The organism is Legionella sp. (assembly GCF_047605385.1).
Taxonomy (GTDB): domain Bacteria; phylum Pseudomonadota; class Gammaproteobacteria; order Legionellales; family Legionellaceae; genus Legionella.
The window spans coordinates 43863-68324 of sequence record NZ_JASGFU010000008.1 but is presented as its reverse complement, the minus strand read 5'-3'; the positions used below and the strand labels follow the sequence as shown (position 1 = coordinate 68324).

The following is a 24462-nucleotide window of genomic DNA, read 5'->3' as shown; positions in this document are numbered from 1 at the left end:
GCCGCCAGCCGCGCATAGAGCCCGCCGCGCGCCTTGAGCTCGGCATGGGTGCCCTACTTACCTGCTGATTATCTTGATACTTATGTAGCACATGTCAAAGCAGTATCTAAGGAACAAATCAAACAGGCATTCAAGCATCAGATCAATCCAGATAAATTACTTTTAGTTACCGTAGGACAATCTTGAAACAGGAAATTCGCATTATAGGCGGTCAATATCGCGGTAAAAAATTGCATTTCCCGGCCGTGGAAGGGTTAAGACCCACTCCAGACCGAGTGCGAGAAACATTGTTTAATTGGCTCATGCATGATATCCGCAATGCCCGCTGCTTAGATGCTTTTGCCGGCAGCGGCGCTTTAGGATTAGAAGCATTTTCCAGAGGCGCAAAAAATGTTGTTTTTCTGGAACAATCGCCGCAAGTCCATGCAAATTTACAAAAAATAATCCTTTCTTTTAACAACCCTACTTTACAGCTGTTAAAAATGGATGCCCGCCATTATTTACAGACCAACAAAGAGCAATTTGACATTATTTTTCTTGACCCTCCTTTTAGCCAAAACTATCTACCTCAATGTATTGGTGACATAAGACAACGAAATCTTTTAGTTCAAGGTGGTTTACTTTATTTAGAATCACCTACCACCATTGAAATAGATGAAAAATATTGGCAACAATTGAAACAAAAACAAACGGGACAAGTGGTTTACAGCCTGTTCACAAAGTTGTAACACACTCAGAAATTTATAGCATACTCATCCTAACGCTTGACAAGGAGCCTAGCTCCTGTTTCAATCAAATCAATATTATCAGAATAAAAAGAATTTGAATGAACAACAAGCTTGTCATGCTATTTATAGCTTCACTACTACTTGCCAGTTGTAAACATGCAGTGTTCTTTAAAAAACCTCCTGCCAACAACCCTAGTGATGATGCTACGATTAAATTAGCAGAGGCGGCCGTCTCTGTAAGTGATTCCATGCAAGAAATGGCACGCATTGAAAAAGTTGTTACTCCACCCCATAAAGACAACCTCTTAACCATTCCTAATGCCTATAACTTACAAGCTAGAGCCAGTGTGGATTGGTCAGGTCCTATTGAAGAATTAACAGCACGAATTGCCAAGGCAGCTCACTACAAAATACGTGTTCTGGGAAAAACTCCTGCTATACCGGTCTTAATTAGTCTCACTATAAAAGACCAAAGTCTTGCTGAAATCTTGCGTGATATAGATTATCAGGCAGGAAAAAAAGCGCATATTCATGTTTACCCTAACAGTCAGGTTGTTGAATTACGTTATGTCAAAATTTACTCTTAGTATTATAGTTTTTTTATTTGCTTTTCTGTTCGCATGCTCCAGATCAGGCTATCTGGGTGATACCGATTCGCTTGCGGGCCTGCAAGCTATGGCAAATACAACGATTAAACAAAAACAAAAACGACAATCTGGAAAGTTTCGCCAAATGGCACTTAAAGAAACTGCTTTAAGTCTGGGAGCTCAAGCTGGATTAGCATGGCGCGCAAAGATTATTGATGAACAGCTAACCAAACAGACACGTACTCTTGATACTCTTTATGATTTTAACGCATTGATCCTGGAGCACAATATATTGCCTCCAGTGCTCTTAGAGGGACGTAATACCTTAAATTTAGCCGACGCGCAAAGTATACGTGTTGCAGACCGTACCTATAAAGTATCGAAACAAGCTCATTTTGTGACAACACCTCCTACCTGGCGCCAATATCTATGGCTGGATTATGTCAAACCAGAATATCCAAACTATACTCTACTTCCCAAAACCAAAGTAGAAAAAAAAGTTTGGTGTATTTATACCACTAAAGGATGGAAAAAAGGCATTGAACAGGCAAATACTATTCTTGAAGAAAACATTGCCCGCATTAAAGAAGATTTTGGTGGCATGATCCTTTATCGCAAATTATTAGCAATGAATATGGTATCGCCCCCCTATGTGTCTCATACTGATTTAGGCATTACTGGCGATGGCAATGAATTACGTATTGACGATCGTGTGTTGCGCATCACCGCTTTGCCTGCTTTAAATATCAACAGTAATGAATGGCGAGCGGCCGTTGCTAAAGATGAAAATGCTTTAGAACAATTTAGGCATATGGAAAAATTGGCGAATCAATCTAAAATTATCATAACCGATAAATCTTGGCAGCCAACAATAACGCCAACCAACTGATTGAATCATTATGACTAATACGTACTTAATGCCCGATGAACCAACACGTTTTACACCAGTATTCATGGATAAAATGTTGGAGCATACAGAACGCTTAAATGCATCAGATATCACCATTCAAACGGGTGAACCTATTTATGCCGAGGTATACGGAAAATTGTTACGTATCACCAATCGTCGCCTATCAAATACCGAATTGGGCGATCTAATTAATTCGATTTATGGTCCTAACGCAACAACTCAGCTTCTTTCTGGTAAGGATATTGATACTCATTACGAATTTCGCCCTAACCGTGGAGTGCGATATCGTTATCGTGTGAATGGCACGCCTTGTCTTGTTGAAGGGCATGATGCGATTCAAATTACGCTAAGAACTATTCCAACAACTCCTCCAAAGCTAGAGACCATGCATCTTCCAGACAATGTTCTTGAAGCAATAGCACCTCAAGAAGGAATTGTATTTATTACTGGTGCAACAGGTTCGGGTAAATCCACCTTACTGGCATCAATCATTCGTGACTTAATTGAGAAAGAAGATTCAAACCGTAAAGTATTAACCTACGAATCTCCAATTGAATTCGTATATGATGAAATAGAAGCCATTTCTTCTGTGGTAAGTCAATCAGAAATTCCACGTCATTTACCCAGTTTTGCCGATGGTGTGCGTAATGCTTTGCGTCGTAAGCCACGTTTAATTATGGTGGGAGAGTGTCGTGATGCTGAAACCATTAGTGCAGCTCTAGAAGCAGCCTTAACAGGTCATCCTGTATATACCACATTGCATACCTCCGGTGTCGCCGAAACAATGCGTCGCTTAGTTACTTCGTTTGCAGGGGAGGAACGTTTAGGGCGAACTATTGATATTTTGGAAACAATTCGACTGTGTATTTGGCAAAAATTAGTTCCTACTGTAGATGAAAAAAGAGTTGCCTTAAGAGAATATTTAGTTTTTGATGAAGAAGTTCGTGATATTCTTTTAGAGAGTGATCCTAATGACGTCACTAGTGCTACGCGCAAGTTAGTAAGAGAAAAAGGGCAACTTATGACTTGGGATGCTAAAAAGAAATTTGAAGAAGGTATTATCAGTGAGCGCATCTATAAATTAATTATCGCGGGAACGAAAGATTATCAACAATAATAAAGCAAGGAGTATTAGCGATTGACGGGAATGCTTTTCAATATTACAAAAGTGCTCGGGCTTATTTCTTGCCTGTAAAAGAAATTAAAGAAATAAAAGGGTTCAAACTCACTTTTGGAAAAAAACATTACTATTTCTGCGGCGCAGAGCCACCAATTAATACTGTAACCAGTTGTCGTTTTTGCAAAAATAAATACATCACCAATCGCTTTCTAGAAGCAGCTGAAATTCCCGTTCCCAAAGCAACCATTATCGAAAAAAACGAACTGACCAATGACCAATTTCTCAAGTCCCTCAAACACTTAAAATATCCTCTGGTAGTAAAGCCAGGTACAGAAGCAAAAGGCAAAGATGTTTTTTGTAATCTACAAACTATTGAGGATGTCAGAGCTGCTTTGACGGAGGTTTTTGCTACTTATGACTGGGTGATTGTCGAAGAGTTTCATGCTCATTTAAGCTCTTATCGTGTGTTAGTATTTAATCAACGCATCCTTGGCGTTATCAAACGTTACCCTGCACATGTTATTGGTGATGGTACCCATACAATTGAAGAGCTCATTACCCAAACAAATAAAGAACGCAAAAAAATTAATGAATTTTTAGCGCCCATTGCACTGGATCAAGAAGCATATATTGCGCTTCGCGAACAGGAGTTAAACATTGATTATATACCTAAGGTTAGCCAAAAAATAAATTTAGGCTACACCAGCAATGCTTCACGTGGTGGAACCTATGAAACTCTTTCCAAAAGAATATGCAAAGAAAACCGCAAGTTAATGATTCATGTTGCCAATGTCTTAGGCTTAGAATTAATTGGAATTGATGTAGAATGCAACAACATTAATATCCCCATCACTTATGGTAATGGCGTAGTAATTGAAGCCAATTTTAACCCCAGTGTCCGTATCCATGAACTTCCCATCTCTGGCCCTTCAAATCTTGTGACCCGAAAAATTATACGCTCTCTTATCTATCGTCACCCTTTAGCCTATTTATGTTCACTATACTTTAATAAGCAGACTGCTTTTTATATACGTAGCTTTATCGTTGCGATCATTATAGCGATGATTTTGCCACTATTAGCTAAGGGGTAAGATGAACAACTTACTGTTATTAGATGCCTCTCTTAGAGATGGTGGGCATCGGACTAATTTTCACTTTAAAGACAATGAGTTAGAGGGAATTCTGCCATTGCTTGATCACTCAGGAATAGAATTTATTGAAATTGGCTATCGTAATGGCTCGCTGCATCCTATTAATGATTTAGGCCGAGCGGGTTGGTGCGCGCAAGAGTATGTTCTGTTTTGCCGCTCATTAATTAAACGCGCCAAAATCGCAATCATGGCTCATCCTAAGAATGTTGATGAAAAAGATTTACGTGAATTAAAAAATTGTGGCGTGGATTTATTACGCATCTGTGTCTCCAAGGGTGATTTAGCGAATGCAATTCCCGTATTGCAAAATGCTCAAAAAATAGGCCTGATGGTTTCTATTAATTTTATTCATCTATCTTATTACAACAATGCAGAACTCGATGAGTTACTTAAAAAACTTCACCCTTATAAGCCAGATATTATTTATTTTGCAGACTCCAATGGCAGTCTATTACCTCATCGTGTTAAAGAAGTTTATGATCGCTATATTGGCCAATATAACATCCCTTTTGGCTTCCATGCTCATGATAATATTGGACTGGCACAAACCAATGCTCTGGCGGCACTCAGCTCTGGTGTGCGCTACATTGATGCCTCATTGGCAGGAATGGGCAAAGGAATAGGCAATTTGAAAACAGAGTTTTTTACAGCGTACTTGCACGCAATTAACATTAAAAAATATAATTTAGAAGATGTATTAAATGCTGCTAATTATGTACGTGATGTTCTAAAAATAGGTCATGAAACAATTGAAATGGATGAGTTTATTCGTGGGATTACTGATCTCTCAACTGCGGACTTAAAACTGTACAAACAAAAATTGGCCCAAGGTAATCCCTTTCTTAAAAAATGCACCTGACTATCGAGGACTAAAATGAACAAAAAGAAAATTCTGGTTTTAGGACCTATATCTGCTCAAGCAGAAGATCTTACTTTAATTGCAAGCATATTATCATTTCTTGATGAGAACTACGTCCTTGATTATATTGATTCTTTATCCATCATGGAAAATCTGCCTAATACTGAGTATTACACGCTCTGGAAACAAAAATTAAACCCTTACTTTCATGAGTACGATGCATTTTTCGGCTTTTCTTTTGGTGGTGTTATTCTGCAACAATGCTTTTCTTTATTTGCTGCCAGGCCTAAATCTATTATTCTTTTTTCAACACCGACCTTTGCTGATGCGTCACTAACATCTAAATTAAGCAAGGTGATTCATCTATGTCAAAAAGAACAATTAGAAGAGGCATTAAATGCCTTATACCAACCAGTCTTCTCTCCCTATGAAATGCCTAAAATCGCCTACAACATCATCAATAGGCCTTTGGCCTATCAACGATTAATTTTTGGGCTCACTCGGGTATTACAAACCGACTCCTCTGCAATTGTCACTGCAAGTCCTGTGCACTATATTCATCTCATTGGAGAATATTCCGATTTAGTCAACACGAATAATGTCATCTCTTCAAAAGATGGTCACTTAATTATCGTTCCCAAAGCCAGTATGCGCGTATTACAGGATAATCCCTCTTATTGTCAAAAGGTTATTTTGGAAGCACTAAACCATGAATTCTAAGAAAACGCTCAAAATTGCTATTTTACCAGGAGATGGTATAGGAGTAGATGTTACCTATGCGGCCATACCTATTTTTTCGGCAATGAATCTTCCTGTAACTTTAAGCCAAGGAGATATTGGCTGGTCTTGTTGGCAACAAGAAGGAAATCCTGTTCCTGAAAAAACATGGGAATTAATCCGTGACGCTGATACAGTCTTATTAGGTGCAATCACCAGTAAACCACAACGCGAAGCACAAGAAGAATTAGTCCCCAAATTACAACATAAAGGTTTAAACTATATCTCACCAATTATTCAACTAAGAAAAAAATTAGACCTTTTTGCTAATGTACGTCCTTGCTATTCATTTAAAGAACAAGAAAAGCCATTTAATTTTTGTATCATCAGAGAAAATACTGAAGGATTATATGCTGGTTTTGATTATCATCCCCTACCGAAATCAGTTCATGAATTACTCGCTGAACATCCTTACTGGGGCAAAATTTCTGCAGAGGAAGCAAGCTGTGCTCTACGCTTGCAATCTGTCGCAGGATTAACACGCATATTTGAATATGCTTTTGAATATGCAAAAACTCATGGTTATCAACGTGTTACTTTTGCTGATAAGCCAAACGTCTTACGTGCCAGTAGTCATTTTGCACGAGAAATTTTTGAGCGAACCGCACATCAATATCCCCATATTCACGCGGACATTGTAAATGTAGATACCGTAGGTTTATGGCTGGTAAAACGTCCAGAAGAATTTGGTGTGCTGATTGCAGAAAATATGTTTGGTGATATTTTATCCGATGTTGGTGCAGGCATTATGGGCGGATTAGGCCTGGCTGCCAGCGCAAATATTGGCCTACATAAATCTTATTTTGAGCCGGTACATGGCAGTGCTCCCCGTATAAAACCTAACACCGCTAATCCTGGCGCTATGTTTCTCACAATCGCCATGCTCTTAGACCATTTTGGTTACGAACAACAAGCAACACAGATTAAACAATCAGTGCACAAAGTGGTATGTAAAGGTCGTTTTGTTACTTATGATTTAGGAGGAAAAGCAAGTACCACTGAGATGGCTCATGCCATTATAGAACAATGTCTGCTCTTTAATAAAAGTACACCTGAAATGACAACAAAAGAGAAGATCCTCAACGAGCAGTTGCATCGATTAGAAACATTTAATACAACAGAAATCTCTGATGCTCTTGATGCCTGTAAAGTTGAAGGTGCCCTTCTTCATATCAAACCATTAGCTCCGGGAATGAAATTGGCCGGTCCTGCATATACAGTTCAATACACTTCAAATATAAAGAAAAGCACGACCTTTAAAAACGCAGCAAATTATATTGATGCAGTTCCAGCTCATTCAGTTCTGGTTATTAATAATAATGGCTGCATTGATTGCACAGCTTGGGGAGCAATTCTTACAAAAATGTCAATCTACTTAAATCTCTCAGGAACAATCGTTAATGGCGCTGTGCGCGATGTTGAGTTTATTCGTAATAGCAAATATCCCGTTTTTTGTACGAGCACTTATATGCGCTCTGGTAAAAATCGCATTCATAAGGTTGGTGAACAATGTACTTTGGTAATTAACGAAGTCACCATCAATCCTGGTGATATTATTTTTGCAGATGATAATGGCGTATTGGTTATTCCTGGAAAGTTACTTGCTGAAGTGCTTGATAAAGCAGAAAAAATAAAGCTCACCGAACAGCATATTACAGCTGATATTCAGCAAGGAATCTCTTTAGAACAAGCAAGACGTGATTATCGTTATGATCAACCATGGCTTGGCGCAGAAAAAAAACACAAATAAAGATAAGTTAAAAGTGTACTTTCATTAATTTATAAATAAAAAAGCTCTCTTTAAAGAGAGCCTTAATAAGATAAATTTAATCTCCTATGCGCTAGATTCACCAGCTTCTTTAGCAATTTGCATCTTGGTATCACCACCACCGCCAGTATCCCCGCTGCCATCAGGTGATGACGGAGTTGAACCAGGAGGTGTTGTTAGGTCTTCTCCCGTAATCTTACCACCGCCGCCTCCACCGCTTATAATACCTCTAGCTTTATTAGCCCCTTTAATACCATAAGCACCCAGTTGTTTGTCTATTTGACCTTGAGCACTAGAAGTTTTCTCAATAGGCTCTCTTTGTTGATCTTTGACCTCACCTGCCCATTGTCCAGCTTCTTGGCCCGCACTTTCTGCAGCACCACCAATCCAACGTAAAACCTTATCTGGAAGTACGGAAATCAACGTAAAGGATTTTTGCACCAAGATTAAATACATAGTAGTGTACGCTAATACTGAGAAGAAGAATGCATAAATTCCAGCCCAATCGGAATATCCTCCAGACCCCGAAGGAATATTCGAAGCTGCAGCACTATTATTCGCAAAAAGTTGAGTTGTAGCAGCCGTATTTTGTTGTTGAATAAATCCTATTGCTGTATCAAACCCAGCATTTAAAATCCATACACCCACATAGGACAATGCAATACCAGCAATATAACCAATAATCATCATTGAAGGTCTTAAGAAGACGTTCAATAAGATCATAATTGCAGCCTCACCTTTACCAAAGGCATCATGTCCCTCAGGATGAGTTACTCCTAAAGCGACAATTGGTGCCGCAACCATCGCCTCAATGACCGCAATCAACCATGATACTGCTCCAAAGGTAAAGATAATATAAGGCAATATGGGAATATAATATGCCGTAGTAAATCCAATAGTGGTCATTATTCCCACCCAAGCAAAGATTAGAGGCATCGCCAAAGCCATCAAAGCAAAGATAAAGATACCAACCCAAGGAATCACTGCATTAACAACAGCCATATCCAATAACATAAGCCACAGGTTACCACTAAAATTAATGTATTGGGCTCCCATATTTGCTAGCGCAATAATGGGATTTACTCCAGGCGTAGAAATTGTCTGTACTCCTTGATTAAAAATAGTTGCCATACCCGTTAATGGCACCATCAAAAAAGCGTTAACCACTGACTCAATAATGCTATTAAATATGCCAAAGAATGTATTATAGATAAATAAAAAGATGGTGTTATAGAACAGATTACCAAGCTTCTGCCCCAAACAAATATGGACAATAATTTTCACATCACCGCAAGAAAAGCTCTGAGGTGCCAATTTAAGTGCCGAAGTATCTGGTTTGGAAAAGCTAATGGTAGAGGAAAAAGTTAATGGCGCCAAGCCTGGTTGATTCGCAGTTTGCAACAACTGTGAGTTTTGAACAAATCCATAAACTGTTGATGCTTGCAAACCTGGTGTAAGAGATGGAGGATTGCCAGCAGTATTCGTCAGAGTAGGTGGAGGTAAAGGTGGATTCGTAAAGGCAGAACCATCAATTAAAGTTTCTACTTGCTTTAAAGGTGTTCTGTCGGAATTAAACCAAATGCATAAATTGTAAAACTGATTACCACTATCACACGTATAAGTGCTACCGTTTTGAATAAAGGCGCTTACAAGGTTACTCGCAGTAAAAATACTAGTATCTAGCCCCGTATTACTATCCGTCATTGTAGAAGAAGTCACAGCATTAGTGCCACTACCTTGAATTTGTATCAAATTAAAAAAATAAGCTCCTGCCATTATCCAGCCCTGAGTCGATGCTTGAGTAAGGAATTCACGTGCATTGGAAGCATTGGTTGCATTTGTCATTTCCGCCATTAAACTTAATGTAGGCATCATCACCCCATTATAATCATTAATAGCGTTGAGAAATTCCGGACCAGTAAACAAGGTACCACCACCATTGCCTGATGCAGGTCCCCAAAGGTAACAACCCTCATTATAATTCTGACATACTGTACCGGTTTGAGTATATGGAACACCAAACTGTTCATTTACATAATTCGGAATATAAGCCGAAGAATTTGAAGAAGAGCTACTGCTTCCAGGAGGTGCCATTGCTGGTGAGTTACTGATAATAGTCTGCGCTACAGAAGTCAAATCAACATACATTTGTTGAATAGCAATTGCTCGTGACATTTGTGCTGTTGACAACTCAGAAGCACTTAGACTAACGCCATTAGTTGTAGTCAGAGGGGTAATATTAGCCAACGTACTAATATTATTCCATTTCAGAGTACCACAGATACCATTTAAAAAACTATAAGGAGAGCTAGTATCCAAATTAGGCATTTGGACAGAAAAAGTAGTTGGGGTAGGCACAACATTTTGCTGATTCGTTTGTGCAGTTACCGCATTTACAGAACCAATAAAATCTGGAACAGCAGTGTTACAAAATGCACTCATCGCAGGAGAAAGTGGATTGTTAGGGGTAGTAGCACACCGACCCCCATTATTATTGGCCTTCATATCTAAATAAGTTTGCCGTTGATTTTCTAACTGAGTTTGTAAACCAAGCATACATACCTGGCCAGAAAGAATAGTAAGTGCTCCTTTAGCAATACTCACAATACCGCTACTACCGGTAAGTAATGCAGAGGCAGGATTAACTTGCTGTGCTTGAATAATTACGCCCCCACGATTCAAATAACTTAACGCCGCGTTCCATATTTTATCTGCAGCCCCCACGCCTTGCACGACAATCCACATTACAAAAATTTGCATCAAACAATATCCGGATGCTTTGGGAATCAATAAAGCTAAACCCAGTGTAGAACGTACTGGAATCCAGATAGAAGACCATTTTTGCCCGAGCATTTGTCCTTCATGAGCGGTATTCATGGTTGAAACCATTAAGGTATACATGATAATTATGCCACCGAGTGCCAAAACTGCAGCGTTAAATACTGCAAACATGCTTCCCATGATTTGGCTGCCCGTACCACTTAAAACACCATCAACGATACCAAACAAATTACCAAGAAATACAACAGAATAATCACTGGGAGGAGGAGCAAAATTTAATGAATTATCTGCGAGTGCAAGTGCAGGAAACACCAAGAGGAGTAAGGCAGCAATTAATCGATTCATTTTTTCTCCCCTAACAACCCTTGCCTAAACCATTCATTAAAAGAACATCCTAACTTCCGTTGCTTGATTTGGTAGTACCAAAAATGATAACGAAAGGCTAAAGTCAATGCGATAAGCGTAACAATCAGACTCACTATCATCGCCTTAAAAGAACCATACATCAGCTGATAGCCTGCATAGCTAAAAATTATGAACGCAGCAATAAGCATAATGATACTCAAGCGTAATAAAGCATTTTGTTTTATATGAAGATTTTCATCATTTAGATTTAATTTGGTACTTGCTTCTTTAAAGGATTGTGCTTTAAAATTTTTTTGTGGGACGAATAAGCGCTTGAAACCATTTACCAAATACAATGTAAATGCTCTTACTCTTTCCCAATCGAACCATGCCCGCACATTTAAAATACTTCCTAACAACTTCACGATCTTCGAATTAGAATGTTTTTTCATCTTTATTTACTTCTTTAATTTAGAGAAATAATATCTTTTATCTTTAATAATATACTATAGTAGTAAGTAATAAATTCGTCCATTAATCTACATAGAGTAAAAAAAGAGTAAAATCATGCCTGATCTTAGCCATAAAGCATCCGCCCAGTACTGGTTCGAATATATTGACCCAATGATATATAGAGTGATTACCTTTATGGAAAGTGTAGAAGACTGGACGCTTGATGGAAATCCAGAATTTGAAGCGGCTATTGAACAGCTTGGAAAAGAATTAGATGACATCGAAAAAATTGATATGGGATCGCTTGCAGAAGAAGAGAAATTCATACGCATCGTCGGTAATATTAAATCCGGTAGAGGATTGCGTTTACTACAAGCAATCGACACAGTTCATCCAGGAAGTGCTTCACGCGTTTTAATACACGCAGAAGAAACAAGCACAGGAAGCCATGATCCAGCAGGAGTATTTCTCAAAAGAAACATTGTGTTTGAACGTTTAAGATTATTATCACGAGTTTTTTGTCAATATCGACTAAAACTTGTATTACGAGCACTCGAAGGGGATGAATGATGAAACGATTTTCAAAATTGGCACTGATAAATTTATTTTACTTCAGTATGCTTCCAGCTTTTGCAGACGACTCAACAGATCAATACAATGCACAACAAACTGCTACAAATACACAAAACTTAGTGCAATATTTGGTGTATCTTGGTGGTTATTTAGGTTATGACATCACCAAAAACCCTAGTCAAAATAACACGAGCATCAGTCAAACACTCCTTAACGCTCAAACACTACAAACTTTACAGCTATCCATGTATAACAGCCTTTTCGGAGCAATTCCCGTGGATGCATTTAGTGCCGCATTGACTCAATTTGCCCCTAATCAAATTTCTGCCTCTTCTTATTGGAATAATTTTGCAAATTACACCTTTAATTCGCAGAACTTCAGCAATCCTTCAGCACAACAACAAGGAAATGTCTCTGTAAACAGCGGCATCGACCAACAAACCTTCCAACAAGATCCAGTCAGTCAAGCGGTATTAAATATTTTGGGAACACCAGATTACAGTTATTGCATGAATTATGATGGCACTACATGGATAGGCTGCTCATCAACAACGAGTAACAGTGGCGGTAGCTTGCTCCCCTATAATTATGTTACTGCTAATGTTATTGGGACCATTCCTTCAACTTATCAATATTATACTTATCAATATAATCAACAATTTTTAGGACAACTCAACAGTAACGTGTTAACCTCCCCACTAATGTATACAACACAAAGCGCTTCTGGAAATACCACCTCCAGCCCTAGTACCACAAATCAAAATGGTGGCTTAACAGCACAAAATCAGGCACAACAAGCCGCCAATTTTATTCGCTATGTATCCGGTATCGTAACTCCCTTGCCATTACCTAATTTAAAAGATTATGATACCTTGTATAGCCAAGCTACTCCACCTAGTTCATCATCCACACCTACCTTACAGCAAGTACAAGCCCAAACAACACTGAATAATTATTTCACAACATTACGCACCTATGCTGCACAATATTCGGTAAGCCTGAGCAACCTATACTTCATTATGTCCAAAAGATTGCCACAAGGCACAGGTTCCAGTAGTCAATCTCAAAATCAGATTCCTATGAGCCAAGCGTTAAGCGAGTTTACTATGGCAACCTGGAGATTATACAATCCTGATATGAGCACCAATAATCAATGGATAAACCAGCTTAATGGGGCTTCTTCAGCAACAGTAGAAAAAGAAATAGCGACCTTATTAGCGGAAATTAGCTATCAAATGTATTTGGATCGTCAAATACAAGAGCGAATTTTATTAACGAACAGTATTATGCTCTTGCAAAATACGCGCACCTCTCAACCCAGCTTATCTTCGAGCTCTACTGCTACAGCGGCAGCGTCATCTCAATAATAAATTGTGCTGGACCAATAAAAAGGTCCAGCCTTCCTTTCATTTTTGGTAAATAAATAATTCACCCTGAAACTCAAAAAAAGGGTGCAAAAAATGACATATATGATATGATTTCATGCAAATTGTAAGCCACTGTTTTTAGACACTATTCTTACCACAAGATCAATTGTGCTCTTTCTACAATGAGTTCAAAAATAAATAAGTAATAAAATGGGTGATTATTTATGTCCAAAACCTATGTTTTTTATGTTGATGGAATGACCTGCTCCAGTTGTAGTGACATCATAGAAACTTATATAAATAAGCACTTAGCATCCCAAGCACTTAAAATTGAAAAGTTTGATGCAGATTTCTTGGAAAATTCCGTAACGATCGTGCTTCCGGAAAATCATCCCAATCTCAAGATATCCAATGAGGCTCAAAACCAAGAAAAAAAAAATAGAAACAACAAAGATAATGCAAATTGGCTTGTTCTTAAGGCTTTAATTGAAGAAGCAGGTTTTGGCTGTGCACCTCCCCCTCTATTTTCTCACTGGTTTCAAGGAGTCGTTGGCTGTATTGCTGGAGTTTCTGTTTTAACCATCTGCATGATGTTTAATACCTTGCCCTTAGCTGCAGCAATTGTTATGGCAAGTTTTAGCGTGCCCTTAACCTTGGCTTTGGGTGCAACATCTTATTATAAAGCATGGAACAATCTGGTTAAGACACACTCTTTAACTATGGAGAGCCTTTTTGCACTCAGCACCACCATCATACTTATCGTATCTCTATTGTCTTTATTCGCCGCCCCTTGGCTACCTATGATGTTTGATTCCGCTTTATTCATTTATGGGTTCAATCATATAGGCACGGCAATAAAAGATACCATCAAAGCCAAAATCAGTACGGATAAATTCCAGGCTCAAGCAGCAAAAACTGTAAAGCAAAAAATTGCAAATGAATTAATCGATACGCCCATTGAAAACATAAAACCTAGCGATATTATTATGGTTTATCCTGAGGAAATTATTCCCCTTGACGGAATCTGTGAAAATGCAAGTAGTATTTACGATACCATTAGTACTGGCGGAACATTGCCACGATATTATACTCAATCTCAAGCAGTATTAGCAGGTATGCGCCTTGCAAAAGAAACGAACCCGTTAGAAATACGTGTCAGTAAAAATAGAGAAGATTCATACCTTAGTCAGCGAGAAGAACGAATTAAACAAGCTGCTTTGGATAAAACTCCGCTTGAAAACGCAACAAAAACAGCTCTTTCTTATTTTATTCCTGCAGTAATTGGAATTTCCATTGTCTCAGCTTTTATTATTAGTATCTTCTTCGATCCGGCAATAGCTATCCAATGTGCGGCATCCGTTCTGGTTAGTGCCTGTCCTTGCACTTTAGGCTTGATCGTGCCGCTTGCGGTGAGAATTGGAATGTACAAAGCGTTCGATAATGGCGTTCAATTTCAAAGTTCGGAGACGCTACAACAAGCAGAGCAAATCGATACAATCATTTTTGATCTCAATGGCACGCTTACTACTGGAACTCCCACAGTCAAACAATTTACGTTCTTTAAAGACAATGCTCCTTTTACTGAATCGGAACTACTTAGACGATGTGCTGCTTTAGAAAAAAAATCGTCCCACCCTATTGGCAAGGCCATTTATACCTACTCGGTAACCAATAACAATGAATTAGAAGCAACAGAAATAGATACGAAACATCATTCAGGAATATCTGGCTTAGTGGAGAATAGACGCTACACTATGGGTAGCCGCACCTTAATGCAGCACAATAAAATTCCCTTACCTGATGTAAAAATGCTTCCAACATTAGAAGCAGGTGAGCATTTAGTCTATATTGCTTGTGAACAGCAAATTGTAGGCTGTATGGTCATGACAGACCCACTTCGCGAAGACGCTAAATGCACGATTAGTGCCTTACGTGCCATGAATAAAGAAGTGCATCTCTGTACCGGTGCTGATGAAGAGGTTGCCAAAAGATTTGCACAGACACTCAACATTGAACATGTAAAAGCAAATTGTTCTCCGCAAGACAAAACAAAATACATTCAAAAACTAAGGCTCATGAAAAATAGCCGTAAAATAGCAATGATTGGTGATGCTGCCAACGATATCGAAGCAATTGCTACCAGTGATTTTAGTATCGCCATTAATTCAGAGGGTAGTGATAAAATGACCTTAGCAAACGCTGGAGCTATTATACATACAGGTAATTTATTAGCAATTGCATCTGCATTTGCTATTTCCAAGCAAACTGTAACGAATATCAAACAAAATTTATCGTTAAGTTTTGCCTATAATCTTGGGGCAGTTGCGGTTGCCAGCGGTTTTTTATTAAGGGCAGGTGTTGCACTTAATCCAGCTGTTGGTGTGGCGCTCATGATTTTCCAGGCGTGCCTTATTTTGCTTAATGTTTTTCGTTTTAAGGAGCAACCCATCCCCCATTTGCAGGAAGCAAAGCAAATCCCGACAACAATTCTTGATGATTTTAAATCATCATATCAACGCATGCATCAATGTAAAAAAGAATTACAAAAAGATAAAACGGTAAGTACAACAGTAGCTCCTTCAATGAAGGCCGTTGTACCAGAAAAAAAAGCAGCCTCTAATTTTTTTTGGTCTTATTCTGTTGACCCAAAATCAGAGACTACTAATCCAAATCATAAAACTGAATGTCGACTGTCTTAGTGACAAGCACAAGTAGGTGATTGACTACCGTCTTTACACATCTGGAAGCCAGTAGAGGTATTACATTGTGCTACCCCGCCATGACGTGAACAACAGCCTTTGGTAGAGCCAGTAGTTGTAGCTCCTTTGGTAGTCGTTGCAGGTGTTGTCGTTGTTGATTTACCGCCCCACCAACTGCGTTTGGGCTGAGTTGTTGTACTTGCAGGAGCTGTAGTTGTTGCTGGCGTGGTTTTTGTTGTTTTCTTTGGGGATTGGGTTTTTGTAGTCGTTGTTGCTGGTGTTGTAGTCGTTGTTTTTTTTGCTGCATTTTTTTTGGTGTTTTTAGGAGTCGCACACTTACAAGTTGGAGAAGCAGTACCATCTTTACACATCTGGTGACCCGTCGATTTATTACATGAAGCAACACCCCCATGACCTGCGCAACATGCAGCATATGCGCCTGCTAAAGGGCTAGCGAAAAGGAACAGTGCGATAACAAGCTGGTTTAAACTTCTAATTCTAAAAGTCAAATTAGTGTTTTTCATTTGGAACTCCCTATCCGTTATATTAACATTGTATAATATAGACCATATTTTATATTTTTTGAGTAAATATTGAAAAATCAACTGTTTTAAAATTCATTTGTTCTTTAAAATGTGATTTCATAGGAATTACTCATTCTGTTTTCTATTTATTAAATATGACAAATAATAATCTGCTATGCTTCATATAATACTTGATTATTCTAGCCACTAATTGTTATGGGCCTTGGGAAATTAGTTTCAAATCTAAAATTCAAAAAATTTAGTGTCTTAATGTGGTTTATCTTTTTATACCTTATTATTGGAGAGCTTATTGCTTTTACCATTCTGGGTGGATGGATAAGTCATTCTTTGTCACCAAGATCTTTAATTATTTTGAGCTTTGGTTCGTTGATGACTTTTCTGGTAACACTTTGTACCTACCTTATTCTTAAATCTTATAAAAAAAGTAAAGCGTTGATGGATAGTGAAACTCGCTATCGTCTGATTTTAGATGGGATCAAAGACTATGCGATTTTTATGCTCACTCCCTCTGGGAGTGTGAAAAGTTGGAATAGCGGCGCACAACGCCTTAAAGGATATACTGACAAAGAAATCTTGGGAGAACCATTTTCAATTTTCTATACTACCGAAGACATTGCTAATAATACTCCTGATACCATCTTAAAAATTGCTAAAAAACAAGGGCGTTATGAAGAAGAAAGTATTCAAATTCGAAAAGATGGCAGTACCTTTTGGGCAAAAATTTTAATTGAACCCTTATATTCTCCTGATGAACAATTGGTTGGTTTTGTAAATATTACTCGTGATATCACCAATAGTCGTGAAATGGAAATGGAGCGCTCTAAATTGATTGCCTTGATTGAAGAATCTTCTGATTTTGTAGGGATTGCTGATTTAGATGGCAATTTACAATACCACAATCCTAGTGCCCGACTCATGATTGGTTTACCTTATGATTATGATATGTCGCATATGAAAATTGCCGACATGCATCCAGCATGGGCTGCCAAGCAAATAAAAGAGGTTGCCATTCCGACAGTATATGAAAAAGGTATTTGGACTGGTGAGACGGCTCTTCGCCACAAAGATGGTAGGGAAATCCCTGTATTACAAGCCCTTAATTTACACCGTGATGCCATGGGAGAACCCTTGTGTTTTACCACCATCATGCGTGATATTACCGAACGTAAGGCCGCTGAGGAAGCAACTAAAGCCAGTGAGGAAACTTTTCGCTCTGCTATGCAATTTGCCTCAATTGCCACTGCTTTAGTTTCCATGGAAGGTAAATGGCTAAAAGTGAATCAAGCATTATGTAGTATGCTGGGCTATACTGAAGAAGAGCTACGAGCCACAAATTTCCAAGCCCTTACTCATCCAGAGGATTTAGCAGAAGACTTGGAAAATATAGAACGCATGCTAAACAAAAAAACCGATAAATATCAAATGGAAAAGCGATATTTTCATAAAGATGGACATATTATTTGGGGTTTATTAGAAGTAACCATGCTCCGTGATGCGAAGGGAGCGCCTCAATGTTTCATCTCACAGATCCAGGATATTACTGCACGTAAAAAAGCAGAAAATGCGAATAAACAATTAATGGAAGCTCTGGCAAAATCAAATAACGAGTTAGAGCGATTTGCCTATATTGCCTCACATGATTTACAAGAACCAATACGCATGATTAATAACTTTGGCGAAATGCTTCTAAATGAAAAGCAAAATGAACTGGATGAGGAAGCGAAACAATACCTCATGATTATGACAAGTGCGGGCATTCGCATGCGCGATGTAATTAATGATCTACTGGCTTATTCACGTGCAAGCAAAGAAACTGTGACTTTTGTTGATTTTAATGGTGAAGCAATTCTACAAAGTGCCTTAGAAAATATAAGGCCATTAATTGAAGAGCAAAAAGCAGAAATTACCTATGATTTGTTGCCGATACTTCATGGAAATCCAATGCAAATCATGCGATTATTTCAAAATCTTATTGCTAATGCAATCAAATACCAACCCGAAAGAAATAAACCTATTATTCATATTGGAGTTGAAGATCAAGGCCAAACTTGGTGTATATCCATTCGTGATAATGGTATTGGCATTGAAGAACAATTTATTGAAGAGATTTTCGAACCATTTCGTCGTCTGCATACTTGGGAATCGATTCGTGGCAGTGGATTAGGTTTATCAATTTGTAGAAAAATAGCAGAAATCCATAAAGGCAGTCTTTCAGTAACTTCTATTGCTGGTCAAGGTAGTGTCTTTTTATTAACACTTCCCAAACAATAAGGTAAAAGTAGGAAATTGTTGATGTGCGCAGATTTTGATGTAATGAATTGTTATAATAATTATGCCAATTGTTATATAAAAAAGCTTCAAACCTGGAGAAACTGTATGAATTTGCTGCTAAACTAGAACAATTCTGTAACCAGGTCATTTTTACCTGATAAAAAAGGCCTACAATATCCAAATTAACCAAATTTATTTAAAAATAAACATGATAGTGCAATAATTTTACAGCAAGGATGAAGAGTACTAATATTAAGAAGTAAGAAATAAATACAAACCAATAACCAAAATGAACGAAGCTGGACTGACTTAGGAAGAGTATTTAGAGCTTGATGGCAGATTAAACGAAAAGAGGAATTTTGATGAACGTAACATCTGCAAACCCCTTAAGAATATTGCTGATTGAAGATTCCATGGGTGACGCTATTCTGATAAGCAAGGTATTGCAACAAGCCATGCCACAAACTCATGTGCTGCTTAAAACATCCACAATAGGAGAAGCACTTAAAATTGTCTCTGAACAGGAATTTGACGTGGCGCTGTTAGATCGTACATTACCAGACACACGTGGATTTAGTGGTTTGCACAGTATCCAAAATATGTCTCCCAGATTACCGATAATTTTTCTTACCGGGTATAAAGACGAATACTTAGCACTGGAAGCCCTAAGACAAGGGGCACAGGACTATCTATTCAAAGAGCAACTGGATGCACATCTTATCAAGCGTGCAATACAGTATGCTGTTTTGCGCAAACAATTTGAGAGTGTCCTGATTATGCGAGCAAATTTTGACATGCTTACTGGACTTGCTAATCGGATGCTGTTTGAGAGTAGACTTGACGTTGCTTTAACCAAAATGAAGCGCTTAGGTGGCCTTATTAGTGTCTTGCTTATTGATCTTGATAAATTCAAAATAGTCAACGACACACTAGGCCATATTGCCGGCGATAAATTACTAAAAGAAGTAGGAACACGTTTAAAACAATCTTTGCGCTCTTATGATGTAGCGGCACGCTTTGGTGGTGATGAATTTGCGATATTGCTTGAAGATCTCTCTGAATCAGCACAAAGCGAAGTTGTAGCGCAAAAAATTACTCAAATGATGTCCATACCCTTTAATTTATCCGGCAATGAATTATCGATTGATGTAAGCATCGGCATTGTGAATTGCAAGAATAGTCAGAATATTAGCCGTGAAGCATTATTGTTGCAAGCAGATACAGCCTTGTATGAAGCCAAATCATCCGTTGGCAGTTCCTATTGCATCTTTAGTACCTCAAACAATGTACATAGCTCATGATCGAGAGTGTCAATAAATAAACCAAATCTAGTGACACTCTTATAAAAACACGAACATCATTATTAGAGTACAAAATTCCCAGACCATATCAGTTACATTGTCACTACTTATTTTTAAATCTGATATTTTAAAATTCATGTAGGTTGTTGTAAAAAGATCCTATAGAATAGAACCAGGGTCAGAAGGAATAAAACCATGATCAAGAATTGCTTGAACGCAATGACGTTATACCTCATTTTGACTGGTAAATTCTCACATCAAAGCAGTGAGAGATACCGTCCATGAGTCGAATTATTAGTTTTGCCTGTTCCTTGGTCATCATTTGGATCGTAGGCTATTTTCTTATTGTCGGCAGCAATATCTTAATTCCTCTAGTTATAGCGGTCTTGATTTGGCATCTACTCAATACCATCAGCAGCACTATCCAAAAGACGCCCAAATTAGGTCCTCTTCTTCCCAATTGGCTGAGCATGGTCTTGGCGTTTTGTGTGGTGATAATTTCGCTGACTATTTTTGCAAATATCATCACCAATAATATTAATAACGTCATTGAAGCCTCTGGACGTTATCAAGAAAATCTGCTGCGTATTGTCGATGGAATTGATGCGAAATACCGCATCGAACTCTTGGCCAATATCAATCAACTTGTAAAAACGATGAGCCTGCAAACCATGCTCATCAAAGTTTCGAGTATGTTTACCACGCTTGCCAGCTCTACGGTGCTGATTGTCTTGTACGTTGCCTTTTTATTCGTAGAGCAACATTTTTTTCTTAGAAAAATGGATGCATTATTCCCTTCTTGGGATAATCAAAAATTGGTGAACAACATCCTTTCACACGTTGCTCACGATACACAGGCCTACTTGGGTTTAAAATCGATATTAAGTATTATTACCGCTCTTGCGAGCTGGGGAATTATGAGGTGGGTTGGTGTAGACTTTGCTGAGTTTTGGGCCTTGCTTATTTTCTTTCTTAACTTTATTCCCAACATCGGCGCTATTATTGCTATTCTTTTCCCTGCTACATTGGTAGTGGTACAGTTTGCTAGTTGGCTACCTTTTTTAGAGGTCATTCTTGGTTTAGGAATCATCCAATTTTTTGTGGGAAATGTCATTGAGCCACGTTTTTTGAGTCATACCTTGAATTTAAGTCCTTTAATCATATTACTGTCTTTAGCATTGTGGGGAACCATTTGGGGTGTTTTAGGAATGTTCTTATCCGTACCCATTACGGTCATGATGATGATCATTTGCGCTCATTTTGAAAAAACACGGCCTATTGCCATTCTTCTATCCCAAGATGGTGATATTTTTAAGGCTTACGAAACCATTTCTGATGAAAGCATTCTTGAGAAGAACTGGCTACAATATTAACAAAAGAACTTTCGCGAAGATGAAGGTTATGTTGGCTTAGACAGCGCACTAATTCTTTTTTGTATGATTGTTTTAGGTGTATTCTCATTTAGTTTTTCGGCCCCAATTGCGCTCCAGGAGGGAATCATCATGTCACAGACACTTCTAACTAATGCATTATGTAAGAAACTGCATTTAAAATGGCCATTGATCCAAGCCCCAATGGGAGGTTTAACTACTGCAAAATTAGTAGCAACCGTGTCAGAAACTGGAGCTCTAGGTTTCTTGGGTGCCGCCTATATGCCTCCTGCAGTTATGGAAGAAACAATTAATGACGTCAAAAAACGCACCCAACGTTCTTTTGGTGTCAATTTATTTGCTCCAACGAAAATCCCACACTTAAGTGCTCAACAAATTAATTCTGCCATACAGGCAACTCATGCTTATCGTGCGGAACTTGGAATTTCCGATCCTCAGATCCAGGCACCTTTTGATGAATCATTTGATGAGCAATTTGCCGTGCTATTGAAATGTAAGCCTGCAGTCTTTAGTTATACTTTTGGGTTAATCAGTAAAGAAATGCTAAAGGAATGTCGGCAACAACAGATTATAACTCTTGGCACAGCAACCACTTTAGAAGAAGGATTACTATTGCAAGAATATGGTGTCGATGGCGTGATTGCTCAAGGAATGGAAGCAGGTGGTCATAGAGGAGCATTCTCACCAGAACAATGCGATCCCCTGATAGGTACTCTTGCTCTGACATGCAGTTTGTTGCAAGAACTAAATATTCCAGTCATCGCCTCTGGCGGCATCATGGATGGCGCCCAAATTGCTACGGCACTCATCTTAGGAGCTCAAGCCGTGCAATTAGGTACGGCATTCTTATTGTGTCAAGAAACATCAACTTCCCCGGCATATAGAGAACAAATAAGGAAAGCAAAAGATCATGACACGCAACTTACACGTGCCTTTTCTGGTCGTTGGGCGCGTGGGATAAAAAATCGGTTCATGGTAGAAATGGAACACAAAGATCAAAGCATTCTCCCCTTCCCTGCACAAAATGCATTTACTCGCGATATTCGCAAAAAAGCGGCAGAATTAGGAAGAGCCGAGTTTTTATCTTTATGGGCAGGTCACGGAGTTAGTGCAACACGACAAATGAATGCACAAGAATTAGTACAAATACTCTACGAAGAAACGCTTAAAGCCTTACATACAAACACCTAAATTGCCAGCAAAAATACGATAAAAAACTTTGGAGACGTTGCCTAGCCAAACGAAACTCGTCATCCTTAGTCATAAACTTCAGATGACGAAGCTTCTTAAATTCTAACAATTGGGCTTAGAGACCTTAACAAATAAGGCATCTGAGGAATTAGAGCGCCCCACAGGGAAGAATCCTCCTTTAAATCGTTCCCTTTCTTTATCTGGCAAACTGTTGGATTTCTCTTGAATATGATGACGCAGTTGCGAAAAATTACTTAAAAATCGTGCAAGAGAACTTCCTGGTTTTTTAACTCCAAGTTTCTTTAATTTTTCTTCATTCAATTTTCCACGTTCTATAATGGCGTCCCATAGCTCAGCCCTTTGTAATGTGGACTTTTTATCATCTTGAGAACTATCCTCGGCTAAAAATTTAAGTTCTTTTATTTCTTCTTCTTTTAACTCTTTATAGATGGCAAAAACTTCTTTAAAATCTCCATATTTTTTAACGAGAGAAGCGGAGTAATCTTTATTCTTATTGTTTTTAATTTCATCAAATTTTTTATGGTTAATTTTTAGACTTTCTGAACATTTAATTAATCCGGAACTTTTAATTTCTTTTAACTTACTCAGTGCATCTTCCATTTTGGTTAATGCATCTGCAATTTCGACTTTGGTTTTTGTAGATTTAGCAGCTTCTTTTAAAAACTTTTCTTGTTTTTCATATACATCCATGTTTTCTTGTAAAATTATTAAATCTCTTAATTGAGATGCGCTTAGTTGTTTGATCTCATTAAAAAGTTGCTCATAATTTTTCTTAATCTCCTCACAATAACGATTATTATCTGTGAAAGTAGGTTCTTGTATTTTAGAAAATTTTTCATAGTCAAAATTAAGATATTTAGCTTCTTCTTTTATTTCAGATAGAAGCAATCCATCTGCCTTTAATAGAATTATCTTTTCAATAGTTTTTTCTCGTTGATATATTTTTTCTAAAATAAATAATGCATCAATTTTCTCTTGGCGGCAAAAACGCATAGCCAATTGTTCTGTCTGAATACAAAAATCAATGTCAATCTTTACTTTTGAAATAAATTCTTGCGTTTCTTTGATTCTAAGATAAAAAGCAGAATCAAAATCATATGTCGTCCTTAATTTTTTAATAAGAACATCATCCTGTACAACATGGTTACCATTTATAATGTCCCATAGAGTATTTAAACGGTTCTGAAGTATTTTAATTTCGCTTGCAAGTTCTGGTTTAGTGAAAAAATCCTTTTCTACAACATGTTTATCCTTTTTATTGTCTAAACATGTTTGATACGTTTTAGCTGCATTTTCCAGTTCTGAACTATTTATTTCTTTCAATTCATTAACCGCTGTTAAAAGCGTATTAATTTTTCTTACTATATAATGCGGATCCCTCTCGAGCTTTGATTTCCCGGCTTTAGTTGATAAACATTCAGTCAAAGCTGCTCGAGTTTCTATATAACGGTTTAAGTTGTTTTCAATTGGTGAATAAGACATGTATTTTGATCCTAAAATCGCAAAAAACCAATTATAACCCACTAAGAGCAAAATTCAACCTTAATGACTTTATTTTGTATTCCCTAGTGATTTCCGTAAAAATGACAGACATAATTTTGCGATTTCTGGATCTACACCTTAT

Annotated in this window: 20 protein-coding genes; 16 read left to right on the top strand and 4 right to left on the bottom strand. The window is 38.0% G+C overall.

The features are described from left to right. Positions 1 to 33: 33 nt before the first annotated feature. The 9 genes from QM652_RS03485 (at position 34) to QM652_RS03445 (ending at position 7882) form a co-directional block, all read left to right on the top strand. Entirely contained in the window at positions 34 to 186 is a 153-nt protein-coding gene (locus tag QM652_RS03485; protein ID WP_415072923.1) for a hypothetical protein, read from the top strand. Beyond that, positions 183 to 728 (top strand): 16S rRNA (guanine(966)-N(2))-methyltransferase RsmD, encoded by a 546-nt coding sequence (gene rsmD / locus QM652_RS03480; RefSeq protein ID WP_415072917.1) that lies wholly within the window; start codon positions 183 to 185, stop codon positions 726 to 728. Before QM652_RS03485 ends, rsmD begins: the two co-directional genes overlap by 4 nt. A 98-nt stretch (positions 729 to 826) precedes the next feature. After that, positions 827 to 1315 (top strand): type IVB secretion system lipoprotein DotD, encoded by a 489-nt coding sequence (dotD, locus tag QM652_RS03475; protein ID WP_415072915.1) that lies wholly within the window; start codon positions 827 to 829, stop codon positions 1313 to 1315. Then, a complete protein-coding gene (locus tag QM652_RS03470) occupies positions 1296 to 2204 on the top strand; it encodes a type IV secretion system DotC family protein (RefSeq protein WP_415072913.1) in 909 nt (302 codons plus the stop codon). Before dotD ends, QM652_RS03470 begins: the two co-directional genes overlap by 20 nt. A 28-nt stretch (positions 2205 to 2232) precedes the next feature. After that, the gene (gene dotB / locus QM652_RS03465; protein WP_415072921.1) at positions 2233 to 3342 is read left to right on the top strand and encodes a Dot/Icm type IV secretion system ATPase DotB; all 1110 of its coding nucleotides are present in this window, start codon (positions 2233 to 2235) and stop codon (positions 3340 to 3342) included. A 68-nt stretch (positions 3343 to 3410) separates the two neighbouring features. Continuing rightward, positions 3411 to 4436: a UDP-N-acetylmuramyl peptide synthase gene (locus tag QM652_RS03460; RefSeq protein ID WP_415072911.1), complete on the top strand. Its 1026-nt coding sequence runs from the start codon at positions 3411 to 3413 to the stop codon at positions 4434 to 4436. Between the two features lies 1 nt (position 4437). After that, positions 4438 to 5355, top strand: a complete 918-nt coding sequence (locus QM652_RS03455) for a 4-hydroxy-2-oxovalerate aldolase (RefSeq protein ID WP_415072909.1) — start codon at positions 4438 to 4440, stop codon at positions 5353 to 5355. 15 nt (positions 5356 to 5370) lie between these two features. Further along, entirely contained in the window at positions 5371 to 6075 is a 705-nt protein-coding gene (locus tag QM652_RS03450) for a hypothetical protein (RefSeq protein WP_415072907.1), read from the top strand. Continuing rightward, positions 6065 to 7882: an isocitrate/isopropylmalate family dehydrogenase gene (locus QM652_RS03445; RefSeq protein WP_415072905.1), complete on the top strand. Its 1818-nt coding sequence runs from the start codon at positions 6065 to 6067 to the stop codon at positions 7880 to 7882. The genes QM652_RS03450 and QM652_RS03445 overlap by 11 nt, the downstream gene beginning before the upstream one ends. A gap of 84 nt (positions 7883 to 7966) precedes the next feature. Here QM652_RS03445 and dotA read toward each other — a convergent pair whose 3' ends face one another. Beyond that, positions 7967 to 11026, bottom strand: a complete 3060-nt coding sequence (gene dotA, locus QM652_RS03440; RefSeq protein WP_415072903.1) for a type IVB secretion system protein DotA — start codon at positions 11024 to 11026, stop codon at positions 7967 to 7969. Then, a complete protein-coding gene (gene icmV / locus QM652_RS03435) occupies positions 11023 to 11478 on the bottom strand; it encodes a type IVB secretion system protein IcmV (RefSeq protein WP_415072901.1) in 456 nt (151 codons plus the stop codon). Before icmV ends, dotA begins: the two co-directional genes overlap by 4 nt. 115 nt (positions 11479 to 11593) lie before the next feature. On the opposite strand from icmV, the gene icmW reads away from it, so the two are divergent. The 3 genes from icmW (at position 11594) to QM652_RS03420 (ending at position 16118) form a co-directional block, all read left to right on the top strand. Beyond that, positions 11594 to 12049: a type IVB secretion system protein IcmW gene (gene icmW / locus QM652_RS03430; protein WP_415072899.1), complete on the top strand. Its 456-nt coding sequence runs from the start codon at positions 11594 to 11596 to the stop codon at positions 12047 to 12049. After that, a complete protein-coding gene (icmX, locus tag QM652_RS03425) occupies positions 12049 to 13419 on the top strand; it encodes a type IVB secretion system protein IcmX (RefSeq protein WP_415072920.1) in 1371 nt (456 codons plus the stop codon). Before icmW ends, icmX begins: the two co-directional genes overlap by 1 nt. Positions 13420 to 13643: 224 nt before the next feature. Then, the gene (locus QM652_RS03420) at positions 13644 to 16118 is read left to right on the top strand and encodes a heavy metal translocating P-type ATPase (RefSeq protein ID WP_415072898.1); all 2475 of its coding nucleotides are present in this window, start codon (positions 13644 to 13646) and stop codon (positions 16116 to 16118) included. On the opposite strand, the gene QM652_RS03415 is transcribed toward QM652_RS03420, so the two are convergent. Continuing rightward, on the bottom strand, positions 16115 to 16642 hold the full coding sequence (locus tag QM652_RS03415) for a hypothetical protein (protein ID WP_415072896.1): 528 nt from the start codon (positions 16640 to 16642) through the stop codon (positions 16115 to 16117). The two genes, QM652_RS03420 and QM652_RS03415, sit on opposite strands and share 4 nt — an antisense overlap. A 270-nt stretch (positions 16643 to 16912) precedes the next feature. Between QM652_RS03415 and QM652_RS03410 the strand changes: the two genes are divergently transcribed. From QM652_RS03410 to QM652_RS03395, 4 genes are all read left to right on the top strand, one after another. Then, complete coding sequence (locus tag QM652_RS03410; protein ID WP_415072894.1) at positions 16913 to 18934, top strand: PAS domain S-box protein; 2022 nt, start codon at positions 16913 to 16915, stop codon at positions 18932 to 18934. A 362-nt stretch (positions 18935 to 19296) separates the two neighbouring features. Next, positions 19297 to 20235: a diguanylate cyclase domain-containing protein gene (locus QM652_RS03405; protein ID WP_415072892.1), complete on the top strand. Its 939-nt coding sequence runs from the start codon at positions 19297 to 19299 to the stop codon at positions 20233 to 20235. 281 nt (positions 20236 to 20516) lie between these two features. Next, entirely contained in the window at positions 20517 to 21608 is a 1092-nt protein-coding gene (locus QM652_RS03400; protein ID WP_415072890.1) for an AI-2E family transporter, read from the top strand. Positions 21609 to 21737: 129 nt separating this feature from the next. Then, a complete protein-coding gene (locus QM652_RS03395) occupies positions 21738 to 22817 on the top strand; it encodes an NAD(P)H-dependent flavin oxidoreductase (RefSeq protein ID WP_415072888.1) in 1080 nt (359 codons plus the stop codon). A gap of 102 nt (positions 22818 to 22919) precedes the next feature. Here QM652_RS03395 and QM652_RS03390 read toward each other — a convergent pair whose 3' ends face one another. Beyond that, positions 22920 to 24320, bottom strand: a complete 1401-nt coding sequence (locus tag QM652_RS03390; RefSeq protein ID WP_415072886.1) for a hypothetical protein — start codon at positions 24318 to 24320, stop codon at positions 22920 to 22922. Positions 24321 to 24462: the final 142 nt, after the last annotated feature.

What these genes read in the sequence shown, in the direction of transcription:
- QM652_RS03390 (WP_415072886.1), bottom strand. Translation starts at nt 24,320, where the DNA reads ATGTCTTATTCACCAATTGAAAACAACTTAAACCGTTATATAGAAACT.
- QM652_RS03410 (WP_415072894.1), top strand. Translation starts at nt 16,913, where the DNA reads ATGTGGTTTATCTTTTTATACCTTATTATTGGAGAGCTTATTGCTTTT.
- QM652_RS03420 (WP_415072898.1), top strand. Translation starts at nt 13,644, where the DNA reads ATGTCCAAAACCTATGTTTTTTATGTTGATGGAATGACCTGCTCCAGT.
- icmX (WP_415072920.1), top strand. Translation starts at nt 12,049, where the DNA reads ATGAAACGATTTTCAAAATTGGCACTGATAAATTTATTTTACTTCAGT.
- QM652_RS03455 (WP_415072909.1), top strand. Translation starts at nt 4,438, where the DNA reads ATGAACAACTTACTGTTATTAGATGCCTCTCTTAGAGATGGTGGGCAT.
- QM652_RS03470 (WP_415072913.1), top strand. Translation starts at nt 1,296, where the DNA reads ATGTCAAAATTTACTCTTAGTATTATAGTTTTTTTATTTGCTTTTCTG.
- dotD (WP_415072915.1), top strand. Translation starts at nt 827, where the DNA reads ATGAACAACAAGCTTGTCATGCTATTTATAGCTTCACTACTACTTGCC.
- QM652_RS03395 (WP_415072888.1), top strand. Translation starts at nt 21,738, where the DNA reads ATGTCACAGACACTTCTAACTAATGCATTATGTAAGAAACTGCATTTA.
- icmW (WP_415072899.1), top strand. Translation starts at nt 11,594, where the DNA reads ATGCCTGATCTTAGCCATAAAGCATCCGCCCAGTACTGGTTCGAATAT.
- dotA (WP_415072903.1), bottom strand. Translation starts at nt 11,026, where the DNA reads ATGAATCGATTAATTGCTGCCTTACTCCTCTTGGTGTTTCCTGCACTT.
- icmV (WP_415072901.1), bottom strand. Translation starts at nt 11,478, where the DNA reads ATGAAAAAACATTCTAATTCGAAGATCGTGAAGTTGTTAGGAAGTATT.
- QM652_RS03415 (WP_415072896.1), bottom strand. Translation starts at nt 16,642, where the DNA reads ATGAAAAACACTAATTTGACTTTTAGAATTAGAAGTTTAAACCAGCTT.
- QM652_RS03445 (WP_415072905.1), top strand. Translation starts at nt 6,065, where the DNA reads ATGAATTCTAAGAAAACGCTCAAAATTGCTATTTTACCAGGAGATGGT.
- QM652_RS03450 (WP_415072907.1), top strand. Translation starts at nt 5,371, where the DNA reads ATGAACAAAAAGAAAATTCTGGTTTTAGGACCTATATCTGCTCAAGCA.
- QM652_RS03400 (WP_415072890.1), top strand. Translation starts at nt 20,517, where the DNA reads ATGAGTCGAATTATTAGTTTTGCCTGTTCCTTGGTCATCATTTGGATC.
- QM652_RS03405 (WP_415072892.1), top strand. Translation starts at nt 19,297, where the DNA reads ATGAACGTAACATCTGCAAACCCCTTAAGAATATTGCTGATTGAAGAT.
- dotB (WP_415072921.1), top strand. Translation starts at nt 2,233, where the DNA reads ATGCCCGATGAACCAACACGTTTTACACCAGTATTCATGGATAAAATG.